The 23,567-nt window shown below is 50.5% G+C and carries 23 protein-coding genes and 1 pseudogene; 18 read left to right on the forward strand and 6 right to left on the reverse strand.

Features of this window, described 5'->3' with window-relative positions; genetic code table 11:
• Positions 1-60: 60 nt before the first annotated feature.
• Positions 61-1,548, reverse strand: coding sequence for a UxaA family hydrolase (locus HV107_RS06610; RefSeq protein WP_182062553.1), 1,488 nt, complete (start codon positions 1,546-1,548; stop codon positions 61-63).
• A gap of 17 nt (positions 1,549-1,565) precedes the next feature.
• On the reverse strand, positions 1,566-2,978 hold the full coding sequence (uxaC, locus tag HV107_RS06615) for a glucuronate isomerase (protein ID WP_182062554.1): 1,413 nt from the start codon (positions 2,976-2,978) through the stop codon (positions 1,566-1,568).
• A gap of 476 nt (positions 2,979-3,454) precedes the next feature.
• On the opposite strand from uxaC, the gene HV107_RS06620 reads away from it, so the two are divergent.
• From HV107_RS06620 to HV107_RS06675, 12 genes and pseudogenes are all read left to right on the forward strand, one after another.
• A complete protein-coding gene (locus HV107_RS06620) occupies positions 3,455-4,753 on the forward strand; it encodes an MFS transporter (protein WP_182062555.1) in 1,299 nt (432 codons plus the stop codon).
• 160 nt (positions 4,754-4,913) lie between these two features.
• Positions 4,914-6,271, forward strand: a pseudogene (locus HV107_RS06625) (IS3 family transposase).
• 119 nt (positions 6,272-6,390) lie between these two features.
• A complete protein-coding gene (gene exuR / locus HV107_RS06630; RefSeq protein ID WP_182062556.1) occupies positions 6,391-7,167 on the forward strand; it encodes a transcriptional regulator ExuR in 777 nt (258 codons plus the stop codon).
• A gap of 343 nt (positions 7,168-7,510) precedes the next feature.
• On the forward strand, positions 7,511-8,173 hold the full coding sequence (gene yqjA / locus HV107_RS06635) for a DedA family general envelope maintenance protein YqjA (RefSeq protein WP_182062557.1): 663 nt from the start codon (positions 7,511-7,513) through the stop codon (positions 8,171-8,173).
• 2 nt (positions 8,174-8,175) lie between these two features.
• Positions 8,176-8,559 (forward strand): EnvZ/OmpR regulon moderator MzrA, encoded by a 384-nt coding sequence (gene mzrA / locus HV107_RS06640; protein WP_182062558.1) that lies wholly within the window; start codon positions 8,176-8,178, stop codon positions 8,557-8,559.
• A gap of 153 nt (positions 8,560-8,712) precedes the next feature.
• Complete coding sequence (locus HV107_RS06645) at positions 8,713-9,081, forward strand: DUF1090 domain-containing protein (RefSeq protein WP_182062559.1); 369 nt, start codon at positions 8,713-8,715, stop codon at positions 9,079-9,081.
• Positions 9,082-9,109: 28 nt separating this feature from the next.
• On the forward strand, positions 9,110-9,415 hold the full coding sequence (locus HV107_RS06650) for a YqjD family protein (protein WP_014071847.1): 306 nt from the start codon (positions 9,110-9,112) through the stop codon (positions 9,413-9,415).
• A 2-nt stretch (positions 9,416-9,417) separates the two neighbouring features.
• A complete protein-coding gene (locus HV107_RS06655; protein WP_182062560.1) occupies positions 9,418-9,816 on the forward strand; it encodes a phage holin family protein in 399 nt (132 codons plus the stop codon).
• The gene (locus tag HV107_RS06660) at positions 9,813-10,109 is read left to right on the forward strand and encodes a YqjK-like family protein (RefSeq protein ID WP_166718003.1); all 297 of its coding nucleotides are present in this window, start codon (positions 9,813-9,815) and stop codon (positions 10,107-10,109) included. The genes HV107_RS06655 and HV107_RS06660 overlap by 4 nt, the downstream gene beginning before the upstream one ends.
• Before the next feature lie 200 nt (positions 10,110-10,309).
• Positions 10,310-10,702: a DoxX family protein gene (locus HV107_RS06665; RefSeq protein WP_182062561.1), complete on the forward strand. Its 393-nt coding sequence runs from the start codon at positions 10,310-10,312 to the stop codon at positions 10,700-10,702.
• 71 nt (positions 10,703-10,773) lie between these two features.
• Positions 10,774-11,760, forward strand: coding sequence for a glutathione S-transferase family protein (locus tag HV107_RS06670; RefSeq protein WP_182062562.1), 987 nt, complete (start codon positions 10,774-10,776; stop codon positions 11,758-11,760).
• A gap of 108 nt (positions 11,761-11,868) precedes the next feature.
• On the forward strand, positions 11,869-12,234 hold the full coding sequence (locus tag HV107_RS06675; RefSeq protein ID WP_182062563.1) for a DUF805 domain-containing protein: 366 nt from the start codon (positions 11,869-11,871) through the stop codon (positions 12,232-12,234).
• A 39-nt stretch (positions 12,235-12,273) separates the two neighbouring features.
• Here HV107_RS06675 and HV107_RS06680 read toward each other — a convergent pair whose 3' ends face one another.
• On the reverse strand, positions 12,274-13,176 hold the full coding sequence (locus tag HV107_RS06680) for a LysR family transcriptional regulator (RefSeq protein ID WP_182062564.1): 903 nt from the start codon (positions 13,174-13,176) through the stop codon (positions 12,274-12,276).
• 105 nt (positions 13,177-13,281) lie between these two features.
• Between HV107_RS06680 and HV107_RS06685 the strand changes: the two genes are divergently transcribed.
• On the forward strand, positions 13,282-13,983 hold the full coding sequence (locus tag HV107_RS06685) for a pirin family protein (RefSeq protein ID WP_182062565.1): 702 nt from the start codon (positions 13,282-13,284) through the stop codon (positions 13,981-13,983).
• 38 nt (positions 13,984-14,021) lie between these two features.
• On the opposite strand, the gene HV107_RS06690 is transcribed toward HV107_RS06685, so the two are convergent.
• The 3 genes from HV107_RS06690 to HV107_RS06700 all read right to left on the reverse strand — a co-directional run bounded on the left by HV107_RS06690 (position 14,022) and on the right by HV107_RS06700 (position 17,349).
• Positions 14,022-15,323 (reverse strand): serine dehydratase subunit alpha family protein, encoded by a 1,302-nt coding sequence (locus HV107_RS06690; RefSeq protein WP_182062566.1) that lies wholly within the window; start codon positions 15,321-15,323, stop codon positions 14,022-14,024.
• Positions 15,324-15,344: 21 nt separating this feature from the next.
• Positions 15,345-16,676: an amino acid permease gene (locus HV107_RS06695; RefSeq protein WP_182062567.1), complete on the reverse strand. Its 1,332-nt coding sequence runs from the start codon at positions 16,674-16,676 to the stop codon at positions 15,345-15,347.
• Between the two features lie 262 nt (positions 16,677-16,938).
• Complete coding sequence (locus tag HV107_RS06700; RefSeq protein ID WP_182062568.1) at positions 16,939-17,349, reverse strand: Spy/CpxP family protein refolding chaperone; 411 nt, start codon at positions 17,347-17,349, stop codon at positions 16,939-16,941.
• A 326-nt stretch (positions 17,350-17,675) separates the two neighbouring features.
• On the opposite strand from HV107_RS06700, the gene HV107_RS06705 reads away from it, so the two are divergent.
• The 5 genes from HV107_RS06705 to HV107_RS06725 all read left to right on the forward strand — a co-directional run bounded on the left by HV107_RS06705 (position 17,676) and on the right by HV107_RS06725 (position 23,536).
• Positions 17,676-19,631 carry a type VI secretion system Vgr family protein gene (locus tag HV107_RS06705; protein ID WP_182062569.1) on the forward strand — a complete coding sequence of 652 codons (1,956 nt, stop codon included), beginning with the start codon at positions 17,676-17,678 and terminating at the stop codon, positions 19,629-19,631.
• The gene (locus HV107_RS06710; protein WP_182062570.1) at positions 19,631-20,482 is read left to right on the forward strand and encodes a DUF4123 domain-containing protein; all 852 of its coding nucleotides are present in this window, start codon (positions 19,631-19,633) and stop codon (positions 20,480-20,482) included. Before HV107_RS06705 ends, HV107_RS06710 begins: the two co-directional genes overlap by 1 nt.
• Positions 20,483-20,485: 3 nt before the next feature.
• A complete protein-coding gene (locus HV107_RS06715; protein ID WP_259349685.1) occupies positions 20,486-22,114 on the forward strand; it encodes a hypothetical protein in 1,629 nt (542 codons plus the stop codon).
• Between the two features lie 14 nt (positions 22,115-22,128).
• A complete protein-coding gene (locus HV107_RS06720; protein ID WP_409050254.1) occupies positions 22,129-23,142 on the forward strand; it encodes a hypothetical protein in 1,014 nt (337 codons plus the stop codon).
• A gap of 109 nt (positions 23,143-23,251) precedes the next feature.
• Positions 23,252-23,536 (forward strand): type VI secretion system PAAR protein, encoded by a 285-nt coding sequence (locus HV107_RS06725; protein ID WP_182062571.1) that lies wholly within the window; start codon positions 23,252-23,254, stop codon positions 23,534-23,536.
• Positions 23,537-23,567: the final 31 nt, after the last annotated feature.

Raw genomic sequence — 23,567 nt, forward strand, 5'->3', positions numbered from 1 at the left:
GACAAAAAGAAACGGCGCTTCATTATATGAAACGCCGTTTCGGATTTAAAGCATGATGACTTACAGCGTGACGCCGCTTTTGAAGATAGCCAGCTCGCGGAAGTCGTTTTTCTCGTTACAGGTCTGCTTGCCGTTAGCGAAATCCACGATGGTATCAACGAATTCATTCAGCAGCTGCGGCATCGCTTTGCCGTGGATCAGCTGGCCGGCATCAAAGTCGATCCAGTGTTTTTTCTTCGCCGCCAGCTCGCTGTTGGTGGCAATTTTCACCGTTGGCACAAAACCGCCGTACGGTGTACCACGGCCAGTACTGAACAGCACCATGTGGCAGCCTGATCCGGCCAGCGCGCTGGTTGCCACCGCATCGTTACCCGGTGCGCTAAGCAGGTTCAGACCGTGGGTTTTCAGGCGTTCGCCATAGCGCAGCACGTCGACCACCTGACTTGCCCCTGCTTTCTGGGTACAGCCGAGCGATTTTTCTTCAAGTGTCGTGATCCCGCCCGCTTTGTTGCCCGGCGATGGGTTCTCGTAAATCGGCTGGTTGTGCGCGATGAAGTACTGTTTGAAGTCGTTCACCATGGTGACGGTTTTCTCAAACGTCTCTTCGTCGCGGCAGTGGCTCATCAGAATGCGTTCAGCACCAAACATTTCTGGCACTTCGGTCAGCACGGTGGTACCGCCGTTAACGATCATGTAATCCGAGAAACGGCCCAGCATTGGGTTCGCAGTGATGCCGGACAGGCCATCAGATCCGCCGCACTCAAGCCCGAATTTCAGCTCGCTCAGTTTGCCTGGCTCACGTTTGTCATGGCGCATCACTTCATACAGCTGATGCAGCTGCTCAAGCCCAGCTTCCACTTCATCGTCCTGGTGCTGGCACACCATAAAGTGCACGCGCTCAGGATCAAACTCACCCAGCGTTTCGCGGAAGGCATCCACCTGGTTATTTTCACAACCCAGGCCAATCACCAGTACCGCGCCCGCATTCGGGTGGCGCACCATGTTTTGCAGCATGGTGCGGGTATTAATATGGTCATCCCCTAACTGTGAACAACCGTAGGTATGGCTAAACAGGTGCACACCGTCGGTGCCTTCGGCATCGTTGGTTTCTTTCAGGAAACGCGTCTGGATTTGACGCGCGATCCCGTTAACACAGCCCACCGTCGGGAGGATCCACAGTTCGTTGCGGATCCCCACGTCACCGTTGGTACGGCGGTAAATCTGTACGTCGCGATCTGCCGCCTGCCCGATGTCCGCCGGGGATTCAGGTTGATAGCTATACTCGTCCAGATCGCTCAGATTGGTGCGGGTATTGTGGGAATGAATATGTTCACCCGCCGCAATATCCGCCAGCGCATGACCAATAGGCAAACCGTACTTCACGACGTTTTCCCCTTCGGTGATGGGGCGTATGGCAAATTTATGCCCACGTGAAATCGCCTGTCGCAACGTGACTGTCTCATTTTCGACAGTCACGTCGGTACCTTCGGTCAGATCCGCCAGTGCTACGACAACGTTATCCAGCGAATGGATTTTGATGTATTGCATATCAACCTCAAACGGCCTTAGTTCAGTTCAATGGCGAAGTAGTCACGCGCATTGTTAAAGCAGATGTTTTTCACCATTTCGCCCAGCAGCTGAATATCCGCTGGCGCTTCGCCCGCAGCCACCCAACGGCCAATCATCTGGCACAGAATGCGGCGGAAATATTCGTGACGGGTATAGGACAGGAAGCTGCGGCTGTCGGTCAGCATCCCGACAAAGCGGCTTAACAGGCCCAGTTGTGCCAGTTGCGTCATCTGACGCTCCATGCCGTCTTTCTGGTCGTTAAACCACCAGCCGGAACCGAACTGCATCTTGCCTGGCATCCCTTCGCCCTGGAAGTTACCGATCATGGTGCCCAGCACTTCGTTATCACGCGGGTTCAGGCAGTACAGGATGGTTTTAGGCAGCAGATTCTGTTCGTTCTGTTTGCTCAGCAGTTTTGACAGCTCTTCCGCCAACGGACGGTCGTTAATAGAGTCAAAGCCCACATCCGCGCCCAGCAGTTTGAACTGACGCTGGTTGTTATTACGCAGCGCACCAATGTGATACTGCTGTACCCAACCGCGACGGGCATATTCTGCACCAAGGAACACCAGTACCGCGGTTTTGAACTGGGCAACTTCATGCTCGCTTAACTGCTCACCGGACAGACGACGCGCCAGGATGCTGTCCAGCTCGGCTTCGTTTGACTCCGCGAACAGCACCACATCAAGCGCGTGGTCAGACACCTTACAGCCGTGTGCAGCAAAGTGATCCAGACGTTTGGTCAGGGCGGTTTGCAGGTCAGTGAAACGACGAATGTCGGTATCAGACACTTCCGCCAGCTTCGCCATATAGTCATTAAAGGTTGCCAGCTCAATGTTGAACGCTTTATCCGGACGCCAGCTTGGCAGCACTTTGATATCGAAAGAGGTGTCTTTCGCCACAACCGCGTGATGCTCCAGCGAGTCGATTGGATCGTCGGTAGTACCCACCATCTTCACGTTCATCTGCTTCATGATACCGCGCGCGGAAAACTTATCCTGTGCCAGCAATTCGTTGCACTGGTTCCAGATTTCATCAGCCGTGGTTGGGGAGAGCAGTTTGCCGGTAATACCAAACGGACGACGCAGCTCCAGGTGCGTCCAGTGGTATAACGGGTTGCCAATGGTGTGCGGCACGGTCGCTGCCCAGGCGTCGAACTTCTCGCGGTCAGTCGCGTCACCGGTACACAGGCGCTCAGCCACACCGTTGGTGCGCATTGCGCGCCATTTGTAGTGGTCACCTTTCAGCCAGATGTCATACAGGTTTTTGAAGCGATAATTTTCGGCAACCTGCTGCGGAGGTAAATGGCAGTGATAGTCGAAAATTGGCTGGTCTTTTGCGTAGTCGTGGTACAGCCGGCGAGCAAATTCAGTGTCTAGCAGAAAATCTTCAGTCATAAACGGAGTCATTTATCGTCTTCCTCTTAACGAGTGCGTCAAAAAGCTTATGTTCAGATGCTGCAAAGTTATCACACCAATTTCCAGAGGCCGAAGTTTTTTTCGTGAGTTAGATCAATAAACGTCAACAAATAAATTACCCTCAACGGAGTAAACCCTCTCGCAGCCCGCACCAGAACTGGCTTTGCGTGCAGAACATAATATCCCCACAAAGAATCACACTTTTGTGATGTCACTCACCTTTTAAAGTTGTATGACAAGTTATCTTTTCGCCGTCGCAACAATTAGCCGACGGAATGCATTACTGGTGTGAAAAACATCGGATTTAACGGTACGGATACCGACTTATGCACGATTACTTATGGCAAGGTTCGGGCCGTTCCGGGAAATTATCCCGGTTACGCCCCTCCCGTTACACAACAGCTCCCGGAAACGGTTGAGAGGTTGCCGTGCCCCGGCACGGAAATAACATAACGATGAGGTTTTACATGCGTAAAATTAAAGGGTTACGTTGGTACATGATTGCACTGGTGACGTTGGGCACCGTGCTGGGCTACCTGACACGTAACACCGTGGCAGCAGCGGCTCCTACGTTGATGGAAGAATTGCATATCTCCACACAGCAATACTCTTACATCATTGCTGCTTACTCCGCGGCTTACACCGTAATGCAGCCTGTAGCAGGTTATGTTCTTGATATTCTTGGTACTAAAATCGGGTATGCGTTCTTCGCGGTCGCATGGGCCATTTTCTGCGGTGCAACAGCACTGGCAGGCAGTTGGGGCGGTCTGGCACTGGCGCGCGGTGCGGTAGGTGCAGCTGAAGCCGCCATGATCCCGGCAGGCCTGAAAGCCAGCTCCGAGTGGTTCCCGGCGAAAGAACGTTCTATTGCGGTCGGTTACTTTAACGTGGGTTCTTCCATTGGTGCGATGATTGCTCCGCCACTGGTGGTCTGGGCTATCGTGATGCACAGCTGGCAGATGGCATTCATCATCTCTGGTGTCCTGAGCTTTGCATGGGCAATGGCGTGGTTGATTTTCTATAAACACCCGCGTGACCAGAAAAAACTGTCTACTGAAGAACGTGATTACATCATTGGCGGTCAGGAATCTCAGCACCAGACCAACAACGGCAAAAAAATGACTGTCTGGCAGATTCTGGGCACCCGTCAGTTCTGGGGTATCGCACTGCCACGCTTCCTGGCAGAACCAGCCTGGGGTACGTTTAACGCCTGGATCCCACTGTTCATGTTTAAAGTGTATGGCTTTAACCTGAAAGAGATCGCGATGTTCGCCTGGATGCCAATGCTGTTCGCTGACCTGGGTTGTATCGTGGGGGGTTACCTGCCACCGCTGTTCCAGCGCTGGTTTGGTGTGAACCTGATTGTCTCTCGTAAAATGGTTGTTACCATGGGTGCACTGCTGATGATTGGCCCAGGTATGATTGGTCTGTTCACCAGCCCATACGTAGCAATTGGCCTGCTGTGTATTGGTGGCTTTGCTCACCAGTCCCTGTCTGGCGCACTGATTACGCTCTCATCAGACGTCTTTGGTCGTAACGAAGTGGCAACGGCAAACGGCCTGACCGGTATGGCTGCCTGGACCGCGAGTACCATGTTTGCTCTGGTGGTTGGTGCTCTGGCAGATACCATCGGCTTTAGCCCACTGTTCGCCGTACTGGCTGTCTTCGACCTGCTGGGTGCGATAGTTATCTGGACAGTGCTGAAAAGCAAATCGGCAGAAGAGTTGCAGAAAGAGTCCGTTGGGGGACCCGCAACGCAGAGTTAGCGTTGATGATGTTATGCCGGGTGACGGCTTCGCCTTACCCGGCCTACAAAATCCAATAAAACCGCAGGCCGGGTCAACCCGGCGAGTACAACAAGAAAGCCGCCTTAGTGAAGTGAACCCCGAAAGTTGGACATCCAACGATTAGGGGTTTTGCGTTTCAATGGGCAGAAAAAAATACTCACCTGAATTCAAGCAGCAAGTCGTACTCCACTATCTGTTCAGCAGTGATGGTGCAAAGAAAACAGCGCGGTTGTTCGGCGTTGATCACGGAGCGGTCAGACGCTGGACTGAGCACTGGAAAGTGAATGGGATGGACAGTTTTACCATTCCTACCAGGGCTTACTCTGCCGAGTTTAAAGAGTCTGTCGTGCTCTGGATGCAGCAACACAACAAATCATCCCGGAAAGCTGCGGCGGAGTTTCGTATTGCAGCCGCTTGTACTGTCAGCAAATGGGAGCGTCTTTACCGTACTGGCGGTATCATTGCCCTACAGGATAAACCCAGAGGACGCCAGATGAAGTCAGGGAAGAACGAAACTTCAGATAAAGAACTTAATAATCCCCGTCCAGCGTTCCAGAACGCTGAGGAAGAACTTGAATACCTGCGTGTTGAGAATGCCTACCTAAAAAAGCTTCAGGCCTTGATTCGGGAAAAGCAGAAGACAAAGCAAAAATAATTACCGAATTGAGGCGAAACCATAACCTGAGAATGCTGCTTCATATAGCAGGATTACCTCGCAGCACGTACTACTGGCATGTCAAAGCAGATAGCCGTGGAGAGCGCTATGAGGGCGAACAGCAAAGAATAGCCCGCACTGTTCCACTATCATAAAGGACGATATGGTTACCGGCGCATTACCCTGGCGTTGCGTAATGAAGGCTATGGCATTAATCATAAAACAGTACGGAAACTGATGCGCAAGATGGGGCTGGCCTCATGCCTGAGAAGCAAAAAGTATCAGTCATACAAAGGCACCTACGGTAAAGTAGCGCCAAATACCCTTGCACGTGATTTTAAGGCCAGCAGTCCAAACCAGAATGGGTCACGGATGTGACAGAGTTCAACGTAAAAGGGACAAAGCTGTATCTGTCACCAGTGCTTGATCTGTATAACAGCGAGATAATAGCCTGGAATATGACGACGCATCCGGGAATGAATCTGGTCGAAAACATGCTCAGCAAAGCCGTCAAGAGGCTGAAACCGGGTGACAGACCGGTACTGCACTCTGATCAGGGTTGGCAGTATCAGATGGCACGGTATCAGGAGAAACTTAAAGCTAAAGGCATAGAACAAAGCATGTCGCGCAAAGGGAACTGTCTGGACAATGCAGTGATAGAAAATTTTTTTGGTCTGCTGAAAACAGAATGTTGGTACCACGAAGAGTTTGAAAATACAGACCATCTACGAAAAACGGTGGAAGAGTATATCCACTACTACAACAACGAACGAATCAAGCTAAAACTAAACGGCCTGAGTCCGGTACAATACCGAACCCAGGCCATGTCAGCCGCCAGTTAAGAACGTGTCCAATATATGGGGTTCACTTCATTAGGGCGGCTTTTTTCATGGCGAAATCTGGAGACTGGCTCGCAAAAGTGGTATAACAAATAATCCGTCGTACCCTGCCTGGAGCGCATATGGAAATCACCGAATCACGTCGTTTATATCAGCAACTTGCTGCCGAGCTGAAAGATCGCATCGAGCAAGGTGTCTATCTTGTCGGTGATAAACTGCCTGCTGAACGCTTTATTGCTGATGAGAAAAGCGTGAGCCGCACGGTGGTGCGTGAAGCCATCATTATGCTGGAAGTCGAAGGCTATGTTGAAGTACGCAAAGGCTCCGGTATTCATGTGATTTCCAACCAGGCAAAACACTCCCCGGTGCCGGACGAAAGTCTGGAGTTCGCCAGCTACGGGCCGTTTGAGTTACTTCAGGCGCGTCAGCTGATCGAGAGCAATATTGCCGAATTTGCCGCCACGCAGGTGACCAAGCAGGACATCATGAAGCTGATGGAAATCCAGGAGAATGCGCGTAAGGAAAAATGCTTCCGCGATTCAGAATGGGACTTGCAGTTCCATGTTCAGGTTGCGCTGGCAACGCAAAATACCGCCCTGGCAGCAATTGTTGAAAAAATGTGGACTCAGCGCGTTCATAACCCGTACTGGAAGAAATTGCACGATCACATCGATTTGCGCACCGTGGATAACTGGTGCGACGATCACGACCAAATTCTTAAAGCGCTGATTCGTAAAGACCCACACGCGGCAAAACTGGCCATGTGGCAGCACCTGGAAAATACCAAGCAGATGCTGTTTAACGAAACCAGTGATGACTTCGAATTTAACGCCGATCGCTATCTTTTTGCTGATAATCCTGTCGTTCACCTCGATACGGCGGCCAATCTCGCAAAATAGTTCCCCTTTCCGCTGACAGGCGCTTCGCTGCGCCTTTCGGCGCAGGTGGGTAAGCAAAACATATATAGTGTCAGCCTTTGTAAATCCCCTCGCTCACCTTCATTGCTTAAGCCAAAATCATTCCGCCCGTACAAAATCTGTGACGCAGAACGTTGGGCTTTGTTACAATTGGATTCAATTTGCTCTCTTGTAAGTTAGTGCTTGCATACCAGCCATTTAACAGGGAACAGTTCTGGCCACCACCAATGTGTCCGCGAGCGACCATAATGAAATCATAAAAATGTCGCCGTACTGTTTTTCCCGGATAACAGGCGTGACGTTAACCGATTTCCAGGAACACTGAATGGAACTTTTGACCCAACTACTACATGCCTTATGGGCTCAGGACTTCGAAACGCTGGCCAATCCGTCTATGATTGGGATGCTCTATTTCGTTTTGTTTATGATCCTGTTTCTTGAGAATGGATTGCTTCCTGCCGCCTTCCTGCCTGGCGACAGTTTGTTAGTGCTGGTCGGCGTGCTTTGTGCCAAAGGTGCAATGGCATTCCCCCAGACCATCCTGCTATTAACTATTGCTGCAAGCCTCGGCTGCTGGGTGAGCTATATCCAGGGACGATGGCTGGGTAATACGCGCATCGTGCAAAACTGGCTTTCGCATCTCCCGGCGCACTACCACCAGCGGGCGCACCACCTGTTCCACAAACATGGGCTTTCAGCGCTGCTGATTGGCCGTTTCATCGCGTTTGTACGCACCTTATTGCCCACCATTGCAGGGCTTTCTGGCCTGAGCAGCACACGCTTCCAGTTCTTTAACTGGATGAGTGGCCTGCTGTGGGTGCTGATCCTGACGACGTTAGGCTACGCACTTGGCAAAACGCCTGTGTTTATGAAATATGAAGACCAGTTAATGTCATGCCTGATGCTGCTGCCAGTTGTGCTTCTGGTCTTTGGTCTGGTCGGTTCGCTGGTTGTCCTGTGGAAGAAAAAATACGGAGCCAAGGGATAACAATGGTCATTTCACCGTTATCCCTGCGCCGCTTGTCTTACGCATTGATTGTGCTGGTATTCATCAGCGCAATGCTGCTGGTATGGACGGCGCTCCAGCACCAGGAATCCACACTGGCAATCCGACCGGTGAATCAAGGAGCCAGCGTGCCAGACGGTTTTTCCATCTGGCATCACCTGGATGCAAACGGGATCCGCTTCAAGAGCATCACGCCGCAAGATGATGTTTTACTGATTAAATTTGACTCCAGTGCGCAAAGCGCGGCAGCCAAAGCCGTGCTCGACAGAACGTTGCCGCATGGATACATCATTGCTCAGCAGGAAGATGACAGCCAGCCAGCGGCCTGGTTGTCACTACTGCGCGACACATCACACCGGTTTGGATAATCTCCAGGATTCTGAATCTTTTCACTCACTTTGGTGATTACCCCGTTTACTTACTATGCTTAAGTACGCGGAGCATCATATCTATGTTCTTCGCATGACTTTGGACATCGGCGCACTCCCCGGACGTGCTGCAAACAATGGAAGGTTCCAATAATGAAATACCGCATCACCCTGGCTCTGGCCCTTTTTTCATTAAGCACAGCCTCTTTCGCCACCTCCCTGTGTCTGGAGAAGGAGAAAGATATTCAGCGAGAAATCAGTTATGCCGAAAAGCATAACAATCAGAACCGAATCAATGGCTTGAAAAAAGCGCTTAGCGAAGTGAAAGCTAACTGTTCCGACAAAGAGCTTCGCGCCAGCCACCAGAAGAAAATCGCGGCGCAAAAGGAAGAAGTTGCCGAGCGCCGTCGCGATCTTCAGGAAGCGAAAGAGAAAGGGGATGCGGATAAAATTGCCAAACGCGAGAAGAAACTGAAAGAAGCGCAAGACGAACTGAACGCGCTGGAATCCCGCGATTATTGAGTTAACGGAAGTCTCACAGGAGAAAATCATGTCAAAAGATACTACGTCAGAAAACCTGCGCGCTGAGTTGAAATCCCTGGCGGATACCCTTGAAGAAGTGCTGAACTCCTCTACCGATAAATCAAAGGAAGAAGTCAGTAAACTGCGCAGTAAAGCCGAGCAAGCATTGAAAGAGAGCCGTACCCGCCTGGGTGAAACCGGTGATGCCCTGGCTAAGCAGACCCGTGAAGCGGCTGCACGCGCTGACGAATACGTTCGCGATAACCCATGGACTGGTGTAGGCATTGGTGCCGCTGTTGGTGTGGTTCTGGGTGTCCTGCTCACGCGTCGTTGATTATGGAAGATAATCGTCATACTGAAGGTCCGGCAAAGAACATTATTGGCATCGGACAGCGGATATTAACCACGCTCGTCGGTATTGCTGAAACGCGTATTCGTCTGGCCGTGGTTGAACTGGAAGAAGAGAAAGCCAATATCTTCCAGATCCTGCTGATGCTCGGTCTTACACTCCTCTTTGCCGCATTTGGCCTGATGAGCCTGCTGGTACTGGTTATCTGGGTTGTCGATCCGCAGTATCGTCTGAATGCCATGATTGCGACCACCGTAGTGTTGCTGTTAGGTGCTGTGATAGGCGGTATCTGGACGCTGCAAAAAGCGCGCAAATCTACGCTACTGCGTCATACCCGTCAGGAGCTTGCAGCCGACCGCACGCTACTGGAGGACGACAAGCCATGAGCAGCAAAACCGAGCTCAGGCAGCGAAAAGCGTTTCTGTTAAGCCAGATCCAGCAGCAACGACTGGATCTGGCCGCCAGCCGTCGCGACTGGGTGGATGCGACACGCCCTCTGGATCGTAGCTGGAATACCTTCCTGAACCTGCGTTCATGGGTACTGGTCGGCAGCAGCGTGATGGCAATCTGGGGTGTGCGTCATCCCAGCAAGCTGATTCGCTGGACGCGTCGCGGCTTTGGTGTCTGGAGCGCCTGGCGTCTGGTAAAGGCAACCCTTCGTCAGCAGCAACTGCGATAGTCTTCTCGCCGGGTGGCGCTGCGCCTCCCCGGCAAAATCCCCCTTACTCAATATCTTTGATAAAGATTGACAGTTTTCCTTGCTAACAATTGTCACTCGTCACGTTTATGATTCTCTCCATCGACAGCAAAGACGCGGTATCTACCCGAATTTGCACACAAATAAAGATCAGCCGCTCATGTGGTTTCCTGGAGAGTAAAATGAAAAAATTAGAAGATGTTGGTGTACTGGTAGCACGCATTCTGATGCCAATTCTGTTCATCGTTGCAGGTTGGGGCAAAATCACCGGTTATGCGGGTACACAACAGTATATGGAAGCAATGGGCGTGCCGGGGTTCCTGCTGCCACTGACCATTCTGCTTGAGTTCGGCGGCGGCCTGGCAGTACTGTTCGGCTTCCTGACCCGTACCACTGCACTGTTTACCGCGGGCTTCACACTGCTGACAGCATTTATCTTCCACAGCAACTTTGCGGAAGGTGTGAACTCCCTGATGTTCATGAAAAACCTGACTATCGCTGGCGGCTTCCTGCTGTTGGCTGTGACCGGTCCTGGCGCATTCAGCATCGACCGTGTTCTGAATAAGAAGTGGTAAGCACGCTATAATGATTTAAAAAAAGCGAGGAGATATCTCCTCGCTTTTGCTATCTGACGGAGGAGGAAAAAATGGGACAACTCGTAGACGGCGTCTGGCAGGATGTCTGGTATGACACTAAATCCACCGGAGGACGCTTCAAGCGCTCTGTTTCGGCCTTCCGTAACTGGCTTACCGCCGATGGCGCGCCAGGCCCCAGCGGTGAAGGTGGTTTTGCAGCCGAAAAAGACCGTTATCATCTCTACGTTTCACTCGCCTGCCCGTGGGCACACCGCACGCTGATGGTGCGTAAACTCAAAGGTCTGGAATCATTACTGCCTGTCTCAGTTGTTAATCCGCTGATGCTGGAAAACGGCTGGACATTCGACAGTGATTTTCCTGCCGCAACGGGTGACGACCTTTACCATCACGATTTTCTGTACCAGCTCTATCTGCGCGCAGATCCGCACTATACCGGCCGCGTCACCGTACCGGTGCTCTGGGACAAGAAAAACCAGACGATCGTCAGTAATGAATCGGCTGAAATCATCCGCATGTTCAACACCGCATTTGATGCGCACGGCGCCCGCGCCGGTGATTACTATCCGGTTGAGCTGCGCGATAAAATTGATGAGCTGAACAGCTGGATCTACGACAACGTGAACAACGGTGTCTACAAAGCCGGTTTTGCCACCAGCCAGGAAGCCTATGACGAAGCGGTCGCGAACGTCTTCACATCGCTGGAGCGCCTGGAGCAGATCCTCGGTCAGCATCGCTACCTGACGGGCGATCGCCTGACGGAAGCAGACATCCGTCTGTGGACTACGCTGGTACGTTTTGATCCGGTCTACGTCACCCACTTTAAGTGCGATAAACATCGTATCAGCGACTACCTGAACCTGTACGGGTTCCTGCGTGACATCTACCAGATACCGGGCATTGCTGAAACGGTCGATTTTGGCCATATCCGCACCCACTACTACCGCAGCCATAAAACCATTAACCCAACGGGCATTATTTCTATTGGGCCATGGCAGGATCTGGATGAGCCGCACGGGCGCGACGTTCGATTTGGATAAATATTTAGGGCATCAATAGATACCCTTTTTTAATTCACAATATCCATCTATCCTTACTTTGATTGCTTAGAAAACAAGTGATTGACCGATCATTGAGGCAAGGAAAAAATGGACTGGTATTTAAAAGTACTGCGCAACTACATTGGATTTGGTGGCCGTGCCCGCCGCAAAGAGTACTGGATGTTCGTTCTGGTGAACTTCGTCCTGATCATGGTGCTGGGCATCGTCGATAAAATACTCGGCTGGGAACGGGCTGGCGGTGAAGGTGTTCTCACTACAATTTATGGCCTGTTGGTTCTGCTGCCATCATGGGCCGTGCTGTTCCGCCGGCTGCATGACACCGACCGTTCGGCCTGGTGGCTACTGCTGCTGTTGATCCCGATTATCGGCTGGCTGGTGATTCTGGTCTTTAACTGTCAGAGCGGCACGCCGGGTGAAAACCGCTTTGGTGCCGATCCTAAACTCAACGCCTGATTCGTTGCCCGGTAGCTTTCGCTTACCGGGCCTACGAACCTATTTATTGTAGTGGGCAAACAGCTTCGGTATTTCTCGCAAACACCACGACTTCGCTTCTCCCATGCTGTCACGGCGCCACGCCATAATAATATCGACCTCACTGGTGTACTCCGGGCTCACCACGCGCAGCCGTCCTTCGGCGATATCTTTTTCGACGAAGGGATAAGGCATGGTCGCCATCCCGAGGCCAGCCAGCAGCGCCTGGCGCTTATCTTCCAGCGATGTCACCGTCAGACGCGGCTGCTTATCCAGCAGCTGTACCGTTAATACCGGGCGCTCACGCGCGGTATCTGCTACCGCCACACCGCGATATTTCACGCGTGTCACTTCAGACAGCGGCTCAGGCTCCTGGTGGATCGGATGATTCGGTGCGGCGACGTAGACGTTCATCACACTGTAAAGCTTACGGGAGTTGATTTCAGACGATGAACGGAAGTGCATATCCGGTGCAATCACGATGTCCGCCCTGCCCGTTTCCAGACGCTCCCATGCCCCCGCCAGCACTTCGGTAATGATCGACAGCTGGGTGTTGGCTTTATCCGCCAGGCGGTCCACCAACGGGAACAGCGCCTCAGTAGGCACGAGTGCTTCAGTTACCAGCGTCAGATGCGTTTCCCAGCCACGCGCCAGCGCTTCGGCGTCGGTGGTTAGTTTATCGGCCGCTTCCAGCAGCACACGGCCACGCTCCAGCAGCATCCGGCCAACGTTGGTGAATTTTGTTCTATGACCGGAACGATCGAATAACACCACATCCAGCTCTTCTTCCAGCTTCTGCATGGTGTAGCTCAGCGCAGACGGAACGCGCCCCAGTTCATCTGCCGCAGCGGCAAAGCTGCCACGCCTGTCAATCGCGTCCATGACGCGAAGCGCCTCAAGCGTCAATGCTCTTTCTTTTGCCATTTCGTTCTCATTCAGGAAATTTGAACATACCAGGCAGAATATCTGGCTAACAATGAAGCGTCCATACCTTTACCATTGTTTTAGTGTAAAGAGAGGTCAAGTTTTATGATTACGACAAGAACAGCTAAACAATGCGGACAAGCTGATTTCGGTTGGCTCCAGGCCCGCTACACCTTTTCCTTTGGACACTACTTTGACCCAAAACTCCTCGGTTACGCATCACTGCGCGTATTGAACCAGGAAGTGCTCGCCCCAGGCGCGTCCTTCCAGCCGCGCACGTATCCGAAAGTCGATATCCTGAACCTGATCCTGGAAGGCGAAGCAGAATACCGCGACAGCGAGGGCAATCATGTCCAGGCGAAGGCTGGCGAAGCGTTGCTGATTTCAACGCAACCCGGCATTAGCTACAGCGAGCATAATCTCAGCAAAGAAAAGACGCTGACCCGAATGCAGCTGTGGCTGGATGCCTGCCCTGAGCGGGAAAATCCGCTACTACAGAAGATAGATCTGAAGGGCGATAAACAGCAGCTGCTTGCGTCGCCTGATGGCAGCAACGGCAGCCTGCAACTGCGCCAGCAAGTGTGGCTGCACCATATCGAACTGAAAAAAGGTGAGCAGGTGAGTTTCCAGCTCCACGGCCCGCGCGCCTATTTACAGTCGATTCATGGCACGGTACATGCAGTGACGCACACGGAAGAAAAAGAAGCGCTCACCTGCGGTGACGGGGCGTTTATTCGTGATGAAGCGAATATTACGCTGGTGGCCGATACGCCGCTGCGCGCGCTGTTGATTGATTTGCCGGTGTAACGTAAAAACCCTCTCCTCCTGGAGGAGAGGGGAAACACCTACACCTTACTCGCCATTATCTCAATGATCTGCCGGTCTGTTGCCTGCATCGAGCGGCACGCCAGTGAGCACAGATTAGCGATAGACTGCTCAACATCGTGCGCGACAATCCCTTCATTGCCTGTCACAGCTGAATCATCCAGCGCCATCATCACCGCCTTCCAGGCGCTCCCGACGCTGGTTGATACCTTCATCGCGCAGCTGTTAGACGCTCCGTCACAGATAATCCCGCTGACATCACCGATCATGCTGCTGATGGCCATCGCAATCGTCTGGTAACGCCCGTCCATCAGCCACGCCATTCCTGCCGCCGCGCCCATGGCCGCCGTTGTTGCTGCGCACAGCGCCGACAAGCGCGGAAGCTGGTAATGGATATAGATGGCCGCCAGATGCGACAACATCAATGCCCGGGCAAGACGTTCATCATCAGCCTGAACATACTCAGCCACCACCACAACCGGCATAGTCGCGGTGATCCCCTGATTGCCCGAGCCGGAGTTGCTCATAGCTGGTAACGTTGCGCCACCCATTCTGGCATCAGAGGCCGCACTGGTGCGGATAATAATGTCTGAACCTATATCCTGCGCCATCCATCCACGCGCGCGCTGTTTATGCAGAGTGGCACCGATGTGCAGCCCCCACTTTCTGCTTAGCCCTTCGCGAGAGAGCGCATCGTTCAGACGTGCCGCTTCCAGGATAAAGCGGATCGCATCGAACGGTACCTGCTTCACAAATTCGACGATCTGCGACAGCGTGGTGTGTGAAAACACCGCCAGCGGATCGCCGCCCATCTCATCGGGCTGCTCGTTAAGGACAAAGCGCGTTTCACCCTGACAAACGATCTCCACGACGCGGGTATGCCCACCGGCAATGGTGACCATTGCGGATGTGTTGCCAGCATGAACGCAGGCGCGGGAATAAAGGATCTCATCGCAAGGTTCTTGCAGCTTCACCTGTACCCGTCCGGCTTGCAGAAGTGCTTTTGCCTTTGCCAACGCGTCGCCTGAGGCATCTTTCAACACCTCCAGCCCGGCCTGCGCGTTACCGCCAATAGCGCCCAGTGCTGCGGCAATGGGTAGCCCGACCATGCCTGTTCCCGGTACCGTAACGCCAAGCCCGTTTTTCATCAGGTTTGGCGACACCCACGCATCTATCTGCGTGACCTCACCAGGAAGTTGTTCCGCGGCAATGGCACAGGCCAGCGCCAGTGAGACAGGCTCTGTACACCCCAGCGCAGGTTTAACTTCTTCCTGCACGGCACGAATAAAATGGTTCCATAAAGGATTGATTTGCTCAGACATCGTTACGACCTTTATTGCTCCTCAGGAGAACGCGAGGAAAGGAGAAACACAAAGCAGCAGCCCGGTGATGACAATAATCACCAGAGATACGCCTTTATATTTATGTAGCGCGGGGACTTTGTAGACCAGCCACGCTGGGATCAGGCAGCCAACCATTCCAAAGATAGGGCTACAAATAGAAGTGAAGCTCAGGACCGGTGCGTTTAAGACAATGGCGCTCCAGGCGAGCAGGATGGCGAACAGCATGATCCCACGCTGAACGGTACGTTCATTGATATTCTCTGCCGGCATTCTGCGGCGCAGGATATTCATCACAATGCCCTGCGTGGCTTCGCGAAAGCCGAGATACACGCCGAAGAAGGCAGTCATGACGGCGAAAATATTCAGGATCACGCTGACGATTTTGACCCAGCCCGCACCGTCACCGCTAATAAACTGCGCGGCGATCGCCAGAGCCGAAATATTTTGCTCATAGGCTTTTACCGCCTCATCGTGACCCATCGCCAGTGTGAAGGAGACGGCATAGAAGAAAACCGTCACAAACAGCACACCAAAGGCAATATTCATCGCACGTAGCGCTTTGTGTCGCGCCACTTCAACCGATTTTTCCCGGGAACGATAAGAGATAACCATCGGGCTTAAGGTCTGGATAAACAGAATCGACGTTAAGGTGAAAGGCAGCGTAATAATGGCGTTTTTGATCAGCAACCCCATCGGTGGCAGCATACCGACGTTGGCTAAATGCCAGAGGCCAATCATCGACAGCCCCAGAGCGGCAACCACAAATAGCTTGGTGAGCACCATCAGGCTGGAAACTTTGAACAACAACTTTTCACCACGAGATGAAATAGCCACCAAAATACAAATCAAAAATAAACCGTAGAACGGGTTTTCTGAAAGCAAACCGTCGGTGATGCCGAAGGTGTGCAGATACGAGGCGCTATCGTTAGTGATGGCGGTGGAATAGACAAACATCCAAATCACCAGCATCACAAAATAAAGTGCCCCTAATAAAATCCCCCAGTTTTTCCCCAGATAACCGCTAATCACGCTCGGGTAATCTTTGCACTCGGGGGATTCCGCCAGCGTATTAATAAACAGGCGCTGGAACAGATACATGGCCGGATAACCAATAATCGACGAGAGCAAAAAGACCCACAGCCCCATTAACCCCACCTGCACCGGGAGAAAAACGATCCCCGCGCCGATGGCCATCCCGATACTCATAATGACCCAGCCCGTGTCGGTGCTGTCGAATTTAATGGCCTCGCACCATTCGCTTTCACTCATCCCTGCCCGCCTTGCCGCGGGAGAGTCGTTCACAATCACACTGCTATTTGTTGCCGTATCCATAAGGCACTCGCTTATTTTGTAGGGTAAACAGTTATTTTTATAAGGTTCTGCCCACCAGCGATAATGAGCCAGACGTTTGCAGGTGCTTGTTATTAGAGTGAAAAGATCATACCTGGAGAGAGGGAGAAAAAAGTCACAAGTTTTATGTGGCTTTTACGTAATGGGAGGAAAAATTACTTCGATATATGAAAATTAAGTGTGATTTTTCTAAAGGTGATGGGGATCAAGAAATAAAAAACCCGCGCCAGGCGCGGGTCAGAAATCATTCAGCCAATGCATTCGCCATATCGGTTCGAATCTGCTTACGCTGTTCAGGCGTCAGGACCTGGCTTACGTCGAAGTAGTATTTCACGCGGTAGTAGCGGGTCTGTTCTTCAATTTTGCTGAAAGCCGCCAGCTGGCTTTTCACCGTGCTTTCATTCCATTTTCCGGCCTGGAACATGTCGATTAACGCGCCATCTTTCACGCCCGTCATTGGGATTTTAGCGACGTTTTGTTCCAGCGCCTGATGCAGCGATTCAATCTTCTTCACCTGCTCGTTACTGAGCTTCAGGTGCTGTACCAGCGGATCCTGCGAAGGCGACGGTGCGGCTTCAACATTGGCCGCCTGTGCCGTAAAACTGCACACTGCCAGCGATGCAGCAACCAAAGCAATACGGGTCATTTTCATCATCTTACTGTCCTTAAATACTGTTTACGTGGAAAACAGGTGCATTGTTTTTCAAGAGCGGATGAATATGTGTGAATAATTATATAAACAATTTTGTATGTACCGTGCCAGACATCAGAGTTTTCATTACTTTTCTTTTTTATTTTCTCAAACGCAAGATTAGATTGACCAATTTATAATACAAAACAGATAGATACAAAAAAACCAATACATATCGCGAATATAATGGTAATCCTTTTCTGAAATTTCCCCTCATTTAAACACTAACTATTTATCCATAAAAAAAGAGAGGATATCGTTGTGTGCGCCAACACAATGGAGATGTGTTTATGTCATTAAAAGGCTTACGTTTTACGCTGGACGTGGAGGGGCTGCCGGAAACCGCAACCGCCGTCGTCAGCTTCACCCTCTGCCAGAATCTCTCCATCCCCTTTTTACTCCGTGTCGATATCGCCGGGGACCAGACCGGCCTCTCCGGACCGGATTTCCTCGAAAAGAACGCCACACTCACCCTCTGGCAGGGCTCCGTTCCACAGCGCTACCTCCACGGCATCATCACCGGAGTGGAAACACGGGAAAACAACCACTGGCAGATGAACTATCATCTGACGCTTTCTTCCCCGCTCTGGCGCTGCGGCCTGCGTCAGAATTTCCGTATCTTTCAGCAGCAGGATATCCAGGCCATCTCCTCCACCCTGCTCACTGAAAACGGTGTCACTGACTGGGTGCCGTCCTTTTATGAAGCCCATCCGGCACGGGAGTTCTGTGTACAGTACGGGGAGACCGACCTCAGCTTTCTCAGTCGCCTCTGGGCCGAAGAGGGCATTTTCTTCTTCGACTGGCTCCACCCGACCGGTCCCGGACAGAAACTCGTTCTCTGTGATGATGTCGCCGGTCTCTCCTCCCTGGGCTCCCTGCCCTTTAACCCCAATATCCGCGAACCCTCCACGGAATGCATCAGTGAGTTCCGCTACCGGGCGCAGATACGCCCTTCATCAGTGGAAAACCAGGATTACACCTTTAAAACCCCCGGCTGGCCCGGTTACTTCAGCCACCACGCCGAAAACCTGAACGGCCAGCGCAGCCAGTATGAAATCTTCGATTACCCGGGACGCTTCAAGGATGTGCAGCACGGTCAGGACTTTGCCCGCTACCGGGCCGGAGGTTACCGCCGTGATGCTGAGGCAGCGACCTGCGTCACGAACTCCCCGAAACTGTGGCCCGGAAAACGTTTCACCCTGACCGGCCACCCTTCCCCGGCCCTCAACCGGGAATGGCAGGTCACGGGCTGTGTCCTGAAGGGCGAACAGCCTCAGGCCCTGCACGGCAGCCAGGGGGAAGGCACCACGCTCAGAAACACGGTTAACGTCATCCCGGCAGACCGGACCTGGCGTCCCTTCCCGCCACCCAAACCCGCTGTCGATGGTCCGCAGAGCGCCATCGTCACCGGTCCGAAAGGTGAGGAAATCTTCTGTGACGAGCACGGCCGGGTCCGGGTGCGTTTTCACTGGGACCGCTACTGCCCGGGAAACGAGGACAGCTCCTGCTGGATACGGGTATCCCAGGCATGGGCCGGAACCGGCTTCGGCAACCTCGCCATCCCGCGCGTGGGTCAGGAGGTGATAGTCAACTTCCTCAACGGTGACCCGGACCAGCCCATTATCATGGGCCGCACTTATCATCAGGACAACCGCTCGCCGGGCAGTCTCCCGGGAACCAAAACGCAGATGACCATCCGCTCGAAAACCTACAGGGGCAGCGGATTTAACGAACTGCGCTTCGAAGATGCGACTGATAATGAAGAAATTTTCCTGCACGCACAGAAAAATATGCAGGTGAAGGTACTCAACAGTAAAGACGTCCGAATTAATTACGACCGTTCTGTCAGTATTGGTCATGACGAATCACTGGTAGTAGCCAATGACAGGAAAGTGACTGTTGACGGGAAGCAGGATCACAAAACAACAAAAGACCACCTCAGTCTGGTTGAGGGTAATCATGGCCTGGAAGTAAAAGGCGATCTGGCGCAGAAGGTTGCAGGTGCCCTCGGGATCAGTGTTCAGGGTGATATTGTTTTGCAGAGCGACAGTAAAATCAGCTTGCGGGTGGGTGGCTCGTTTGTGGCGATACATGCAGGTGGTGTGGATATCAGAGGTCCCCTTATTAACCTCAACGGTGGGGGGAACCCCGGTGACGTTATTTTACCCATGCGCCCGGTGATACTCAAAGCAGCCGCTGGAAGCGGGTCAATGTTCGTGTCACATTGTCCGAAGGAGGAGCCGTAATGGAAGCAATACGGTATGCCATTATTGATGGCGCTATTGAGGAAGGGCTTCTGGAGTTTCTGAAAAAAATAAACTCTCCGCATTGCTGCCTGTATGCCGCCCCCATACAACCAGACCTGGTTGCATTAGCTCCCTATCTCGTAGAAGTTACCCCTGAAGTTGATACATGGCTACAAGCAAAAGATTCTCCGTGGGGAATCTATTTGACATCTGAATTAGGTTTGCGGGAACTACAACAACACTTCCGGCATTATCTCTGGAGTATAATTCCAGAGCAGAAAAAACCTGTATTAATGCGGTATTACGATCCACGCAATATATGGGCAATAACCAGTATTTTGACAGATCGTCAGCTTTTATCATTCATAGAACCTGTCGATAAGCTCAGTACTTATTATGGTGGTGAATACCTTGAGGAAAATTTTTCTTCAATGCGAAAATCTGAACCTGACAGGCTCCAGAAAGAGCACCCGACACTGCTGAGCTTTACTTATAGACAGTATAAAAAGCTAGAACAGCAGGCTCAGAAAAATTATATTGCCCAATTGTCTTGTTTTATCAATGAGAACGCTGAGAAGACGGACTTAATGATTTCATCAAAAAATGCGTTCTCAAAGAGTCTGGCGGTGGAATACTTCTCATTTTGTCAGTCGTTAAATATAACAGACGACCTTTCAATCAGAAACATGGTCCTTATATTACTTAAGAGAAGCATAATTGACACTCGAAACATACCCGAAGAATGGGATAGCATATTGAATGACCTGACATACCCAGGGCATAGCCGAGTTCAGAAACTGGCCTTACAGGAATTTGGTTCAAACCTACAACAAACAGGTTATGGGATATAGTTTATGACATCACCTTCATCAACTGCCGGGAAGGCTTGCGTAGATTGCGGCATACCTGATCCATGTATTCTTGATGTTATTACAGACTTTCCTGAGAATAAGGAAAAACATACATATTTAAAAGAATGGGTAGCTCGTTTTAAACTGTTGGATAAAGGGTATGGTTGTAAAGGCATAATTAATATTATATGTCAATGTGGCAAGACTGGAGAACATGATGCATGGTTAGAGGAAGCATCAGAAAACCATACTCAAAAATTGAAACTCGACGGAAGCCCTAATAATGTTACATTACATTATAATGGACAAAAAAGTGAGACAAATATCATTGATGCATTCCGTTCTCCGTGGGAATATCTGAGCTCTATTACCACTCCGTTTGGTGTATTTGATGAACCGGCACATTATACTGTAATGATAGATGGTTGTTATCAGGGTGGCCGTTATGTTGAAATAGACGTACATCCGATAATTGAAATTAGATTTACCACTGGATTCAGCTATGATATCACCTCATCAAAACGAGAACGCACAATTAAAGAACGTCGTGATGAACGAGTAAAAGCGCGCGAGGTGATGAATGATACCAAGCCTAAGAATAAGAACAAACTACGTGACGGATGGACAAACACTACAACTGAGTTTGAGTGGAGTAATAAAACTGCACTCACTGTAGAACTTGGTGTAAAAATAGGCAACGTTGAATATACACATAAGTATGAAGAGGAAATAAAAAAACTACGCCAAATGAAAACACTGGAACAGTTAAGAAGAGTAGATGCTCTTGTTGAGAACATTAGCAAATACTTCGCACCAGACCCTGAAAACAAAGAAAACACTCGTGAGTATTCATTATTTAGTGCTAAAATAGAGCCAACTAAAATCGGTATTTCATATGCTTATCAGTATATAGATATAGAGGATGGCCCCTGTCATTTTTATGGTTTAATGGGCAAGCCCTTTTTAGAAGCAAAGTTTAAATTCGATATAATTTCATTTATATGCGCATATTGTAAAGTTGAAACCCTGGTAAATCGGTGCCGTGAATACCTCAGTAAACATGGAACAAGCGTTGAATGTTATATAGAAATCTCGACAGGTATCAATCTTAATCTTGGTGCAGTCTATGCTGAAAAAGACAGTGCCTGGGATTTTAATATCCCCAAAAAAAATCAGATTTACCTGGGATTAAAAGGAGTAGTGAGTGCAACATTTGAGGCGGAAGTGTTTGTTGTTAAACTAGCCGCAAATACTAAAGCTACTATTGGAGCGGCAGCCGGATTTGATCTTGACCCTCATAATGATGGATTGGATCTGGCGTTATATCATGATGGTATTAAAGGGACATTTGAGTTTATTATTGACGTGTATTATAAACCAGGTAGCGATAATAAAAAACAACGACCAAAAAAAGAAAACAAGGTAAAGGAAGAATGGCTATTGTGCACTCCATTAAAGGCATCAAATTCACCATTACGCATTAATTTATATGGGAAAATGCGGCCATTAAGTAAACCAGTGGTTACCTCACCCGCACCGATAAAACCGTGGGCAATGGGGACAAACCCTGACTGGAATAACAATGAAGGGAATTACACAGGATATAATGACATTCCCCATCCTTATCAATAGAAGGCATGGTCTTTATGAAGATTAAATATCTGGTATCGGTTGTTTTACTGTCGGGAGGTATTATGGGAGCAGTACTTTATACAGGCGGTGAACCACAAAAAATTCGCAGTCGGTTCAGTATTCAGGAATCATACTGTGCCATCAAAACCAATGGTGTCACGGGGTATAGTAACCGGCGGTCTGCATGGGCAGAAAATGGTGATTCTACAGGTACCGCCACATCCAGTACGAATGCCATGATGCTCATGGAAAATGGTGAAAATGAAATCAGTCTGGAGATTGGCGCGCTGGGGTGGTTTTCTGATAAACCAGCCAGCGCAGAAGAGCGGGCGTGGTTTACACCACAGGCAGAATGCAGTCTGGATCTGGTTCGTTTTGTGAAACAGGATGAGACCACACTGTCATCAATAAAAGTGTCGATTAATCAGCAGGGAATACCTGAAGCACAGCCGGACAATGTCCATCCCGTGGTCCGAAAAGAAATGCTGGCGGAACAGGCAGAGCCCGGATTTATTGACCCGGATTATTTTGATGAAACCTATTTCCCGAAAGAAATGAAAGTATATCAGTTTACACAAAAAGTTACGGTGGAAGGGCTTCCTGAATGGGGCTGGACCAGAGCAACCCCGTTTATCGGCAGTGAGGAGCAACTACAAAAACTAAAAGCTGTATATACCGAAATGGCTGAAATTATTAACAGTCGGGATCGGGGCCGGCTTAAGGCTTTTGATAGTGAGGCGCTGAAAGCATGGTCAGTCACAACTGGCGACAGTGAAGATGCCATCCTGCTTTCACTGTATACAAAAGAAGAACTGGAGGGAGGAAAAGCCAGAATACTTCCTATAAAATGGGGAGATTACGCAATTAGAGTAATGAATAAGGGTCGTATGGTACAGTTATACAATAAATCTAAACCCGTATACTCCCCCCTGACCTACAGATTTATAGATGAAGATGGGGAGGAGGCCATGAGTTCTTATGCTCCGATTTTTTCTCTGATTAACGGCAAATTTATCCCTGTTACGTAATTACTCAAATTATACATTCGTGTATCCGGTAAAATGGTTATTGTTGAACTGAACATTTTACTGGTTATCTAATATTTCCCATCATTGTTATTTCGTAAAGGAGAAGTAAATGTCGTTAGCCGCTAAACTCGCCGACAAAGGCACCCAACATGACGGATATAATGAAACCGTCATTACTGCCGGTTCACCAACCGTGTTTATTGATGGATTACCTGCGGCTCGCCTTGGGGATCCATTGACTCCCCATGCAAAACCACTTCACCCGCCCCACCCACGTAAAATAGCAACAGGTTCAGCCACTGTGTTTATTGACGGTCTGCCTGCTGCAAGAACAGGAGACGCCATAGACTGCGGAGGAGTAATCATAGGCAGTGGAACAGTCAATATCGGCTAATGTGACAGAGATAATGTTCCCGAATAATATA

The sequence above is a fragment of the Enterobacter sp. RHBSTW-00175 genome (assembly GCF_013927005.1).
In the GTDB taxonomy this organism is placed as follows: domain Bacteria; phylum Pseudomonadota; class Gammaproteobacteria; order Enterobacterales; family Enterobacteriaceae; genus Enterobacter.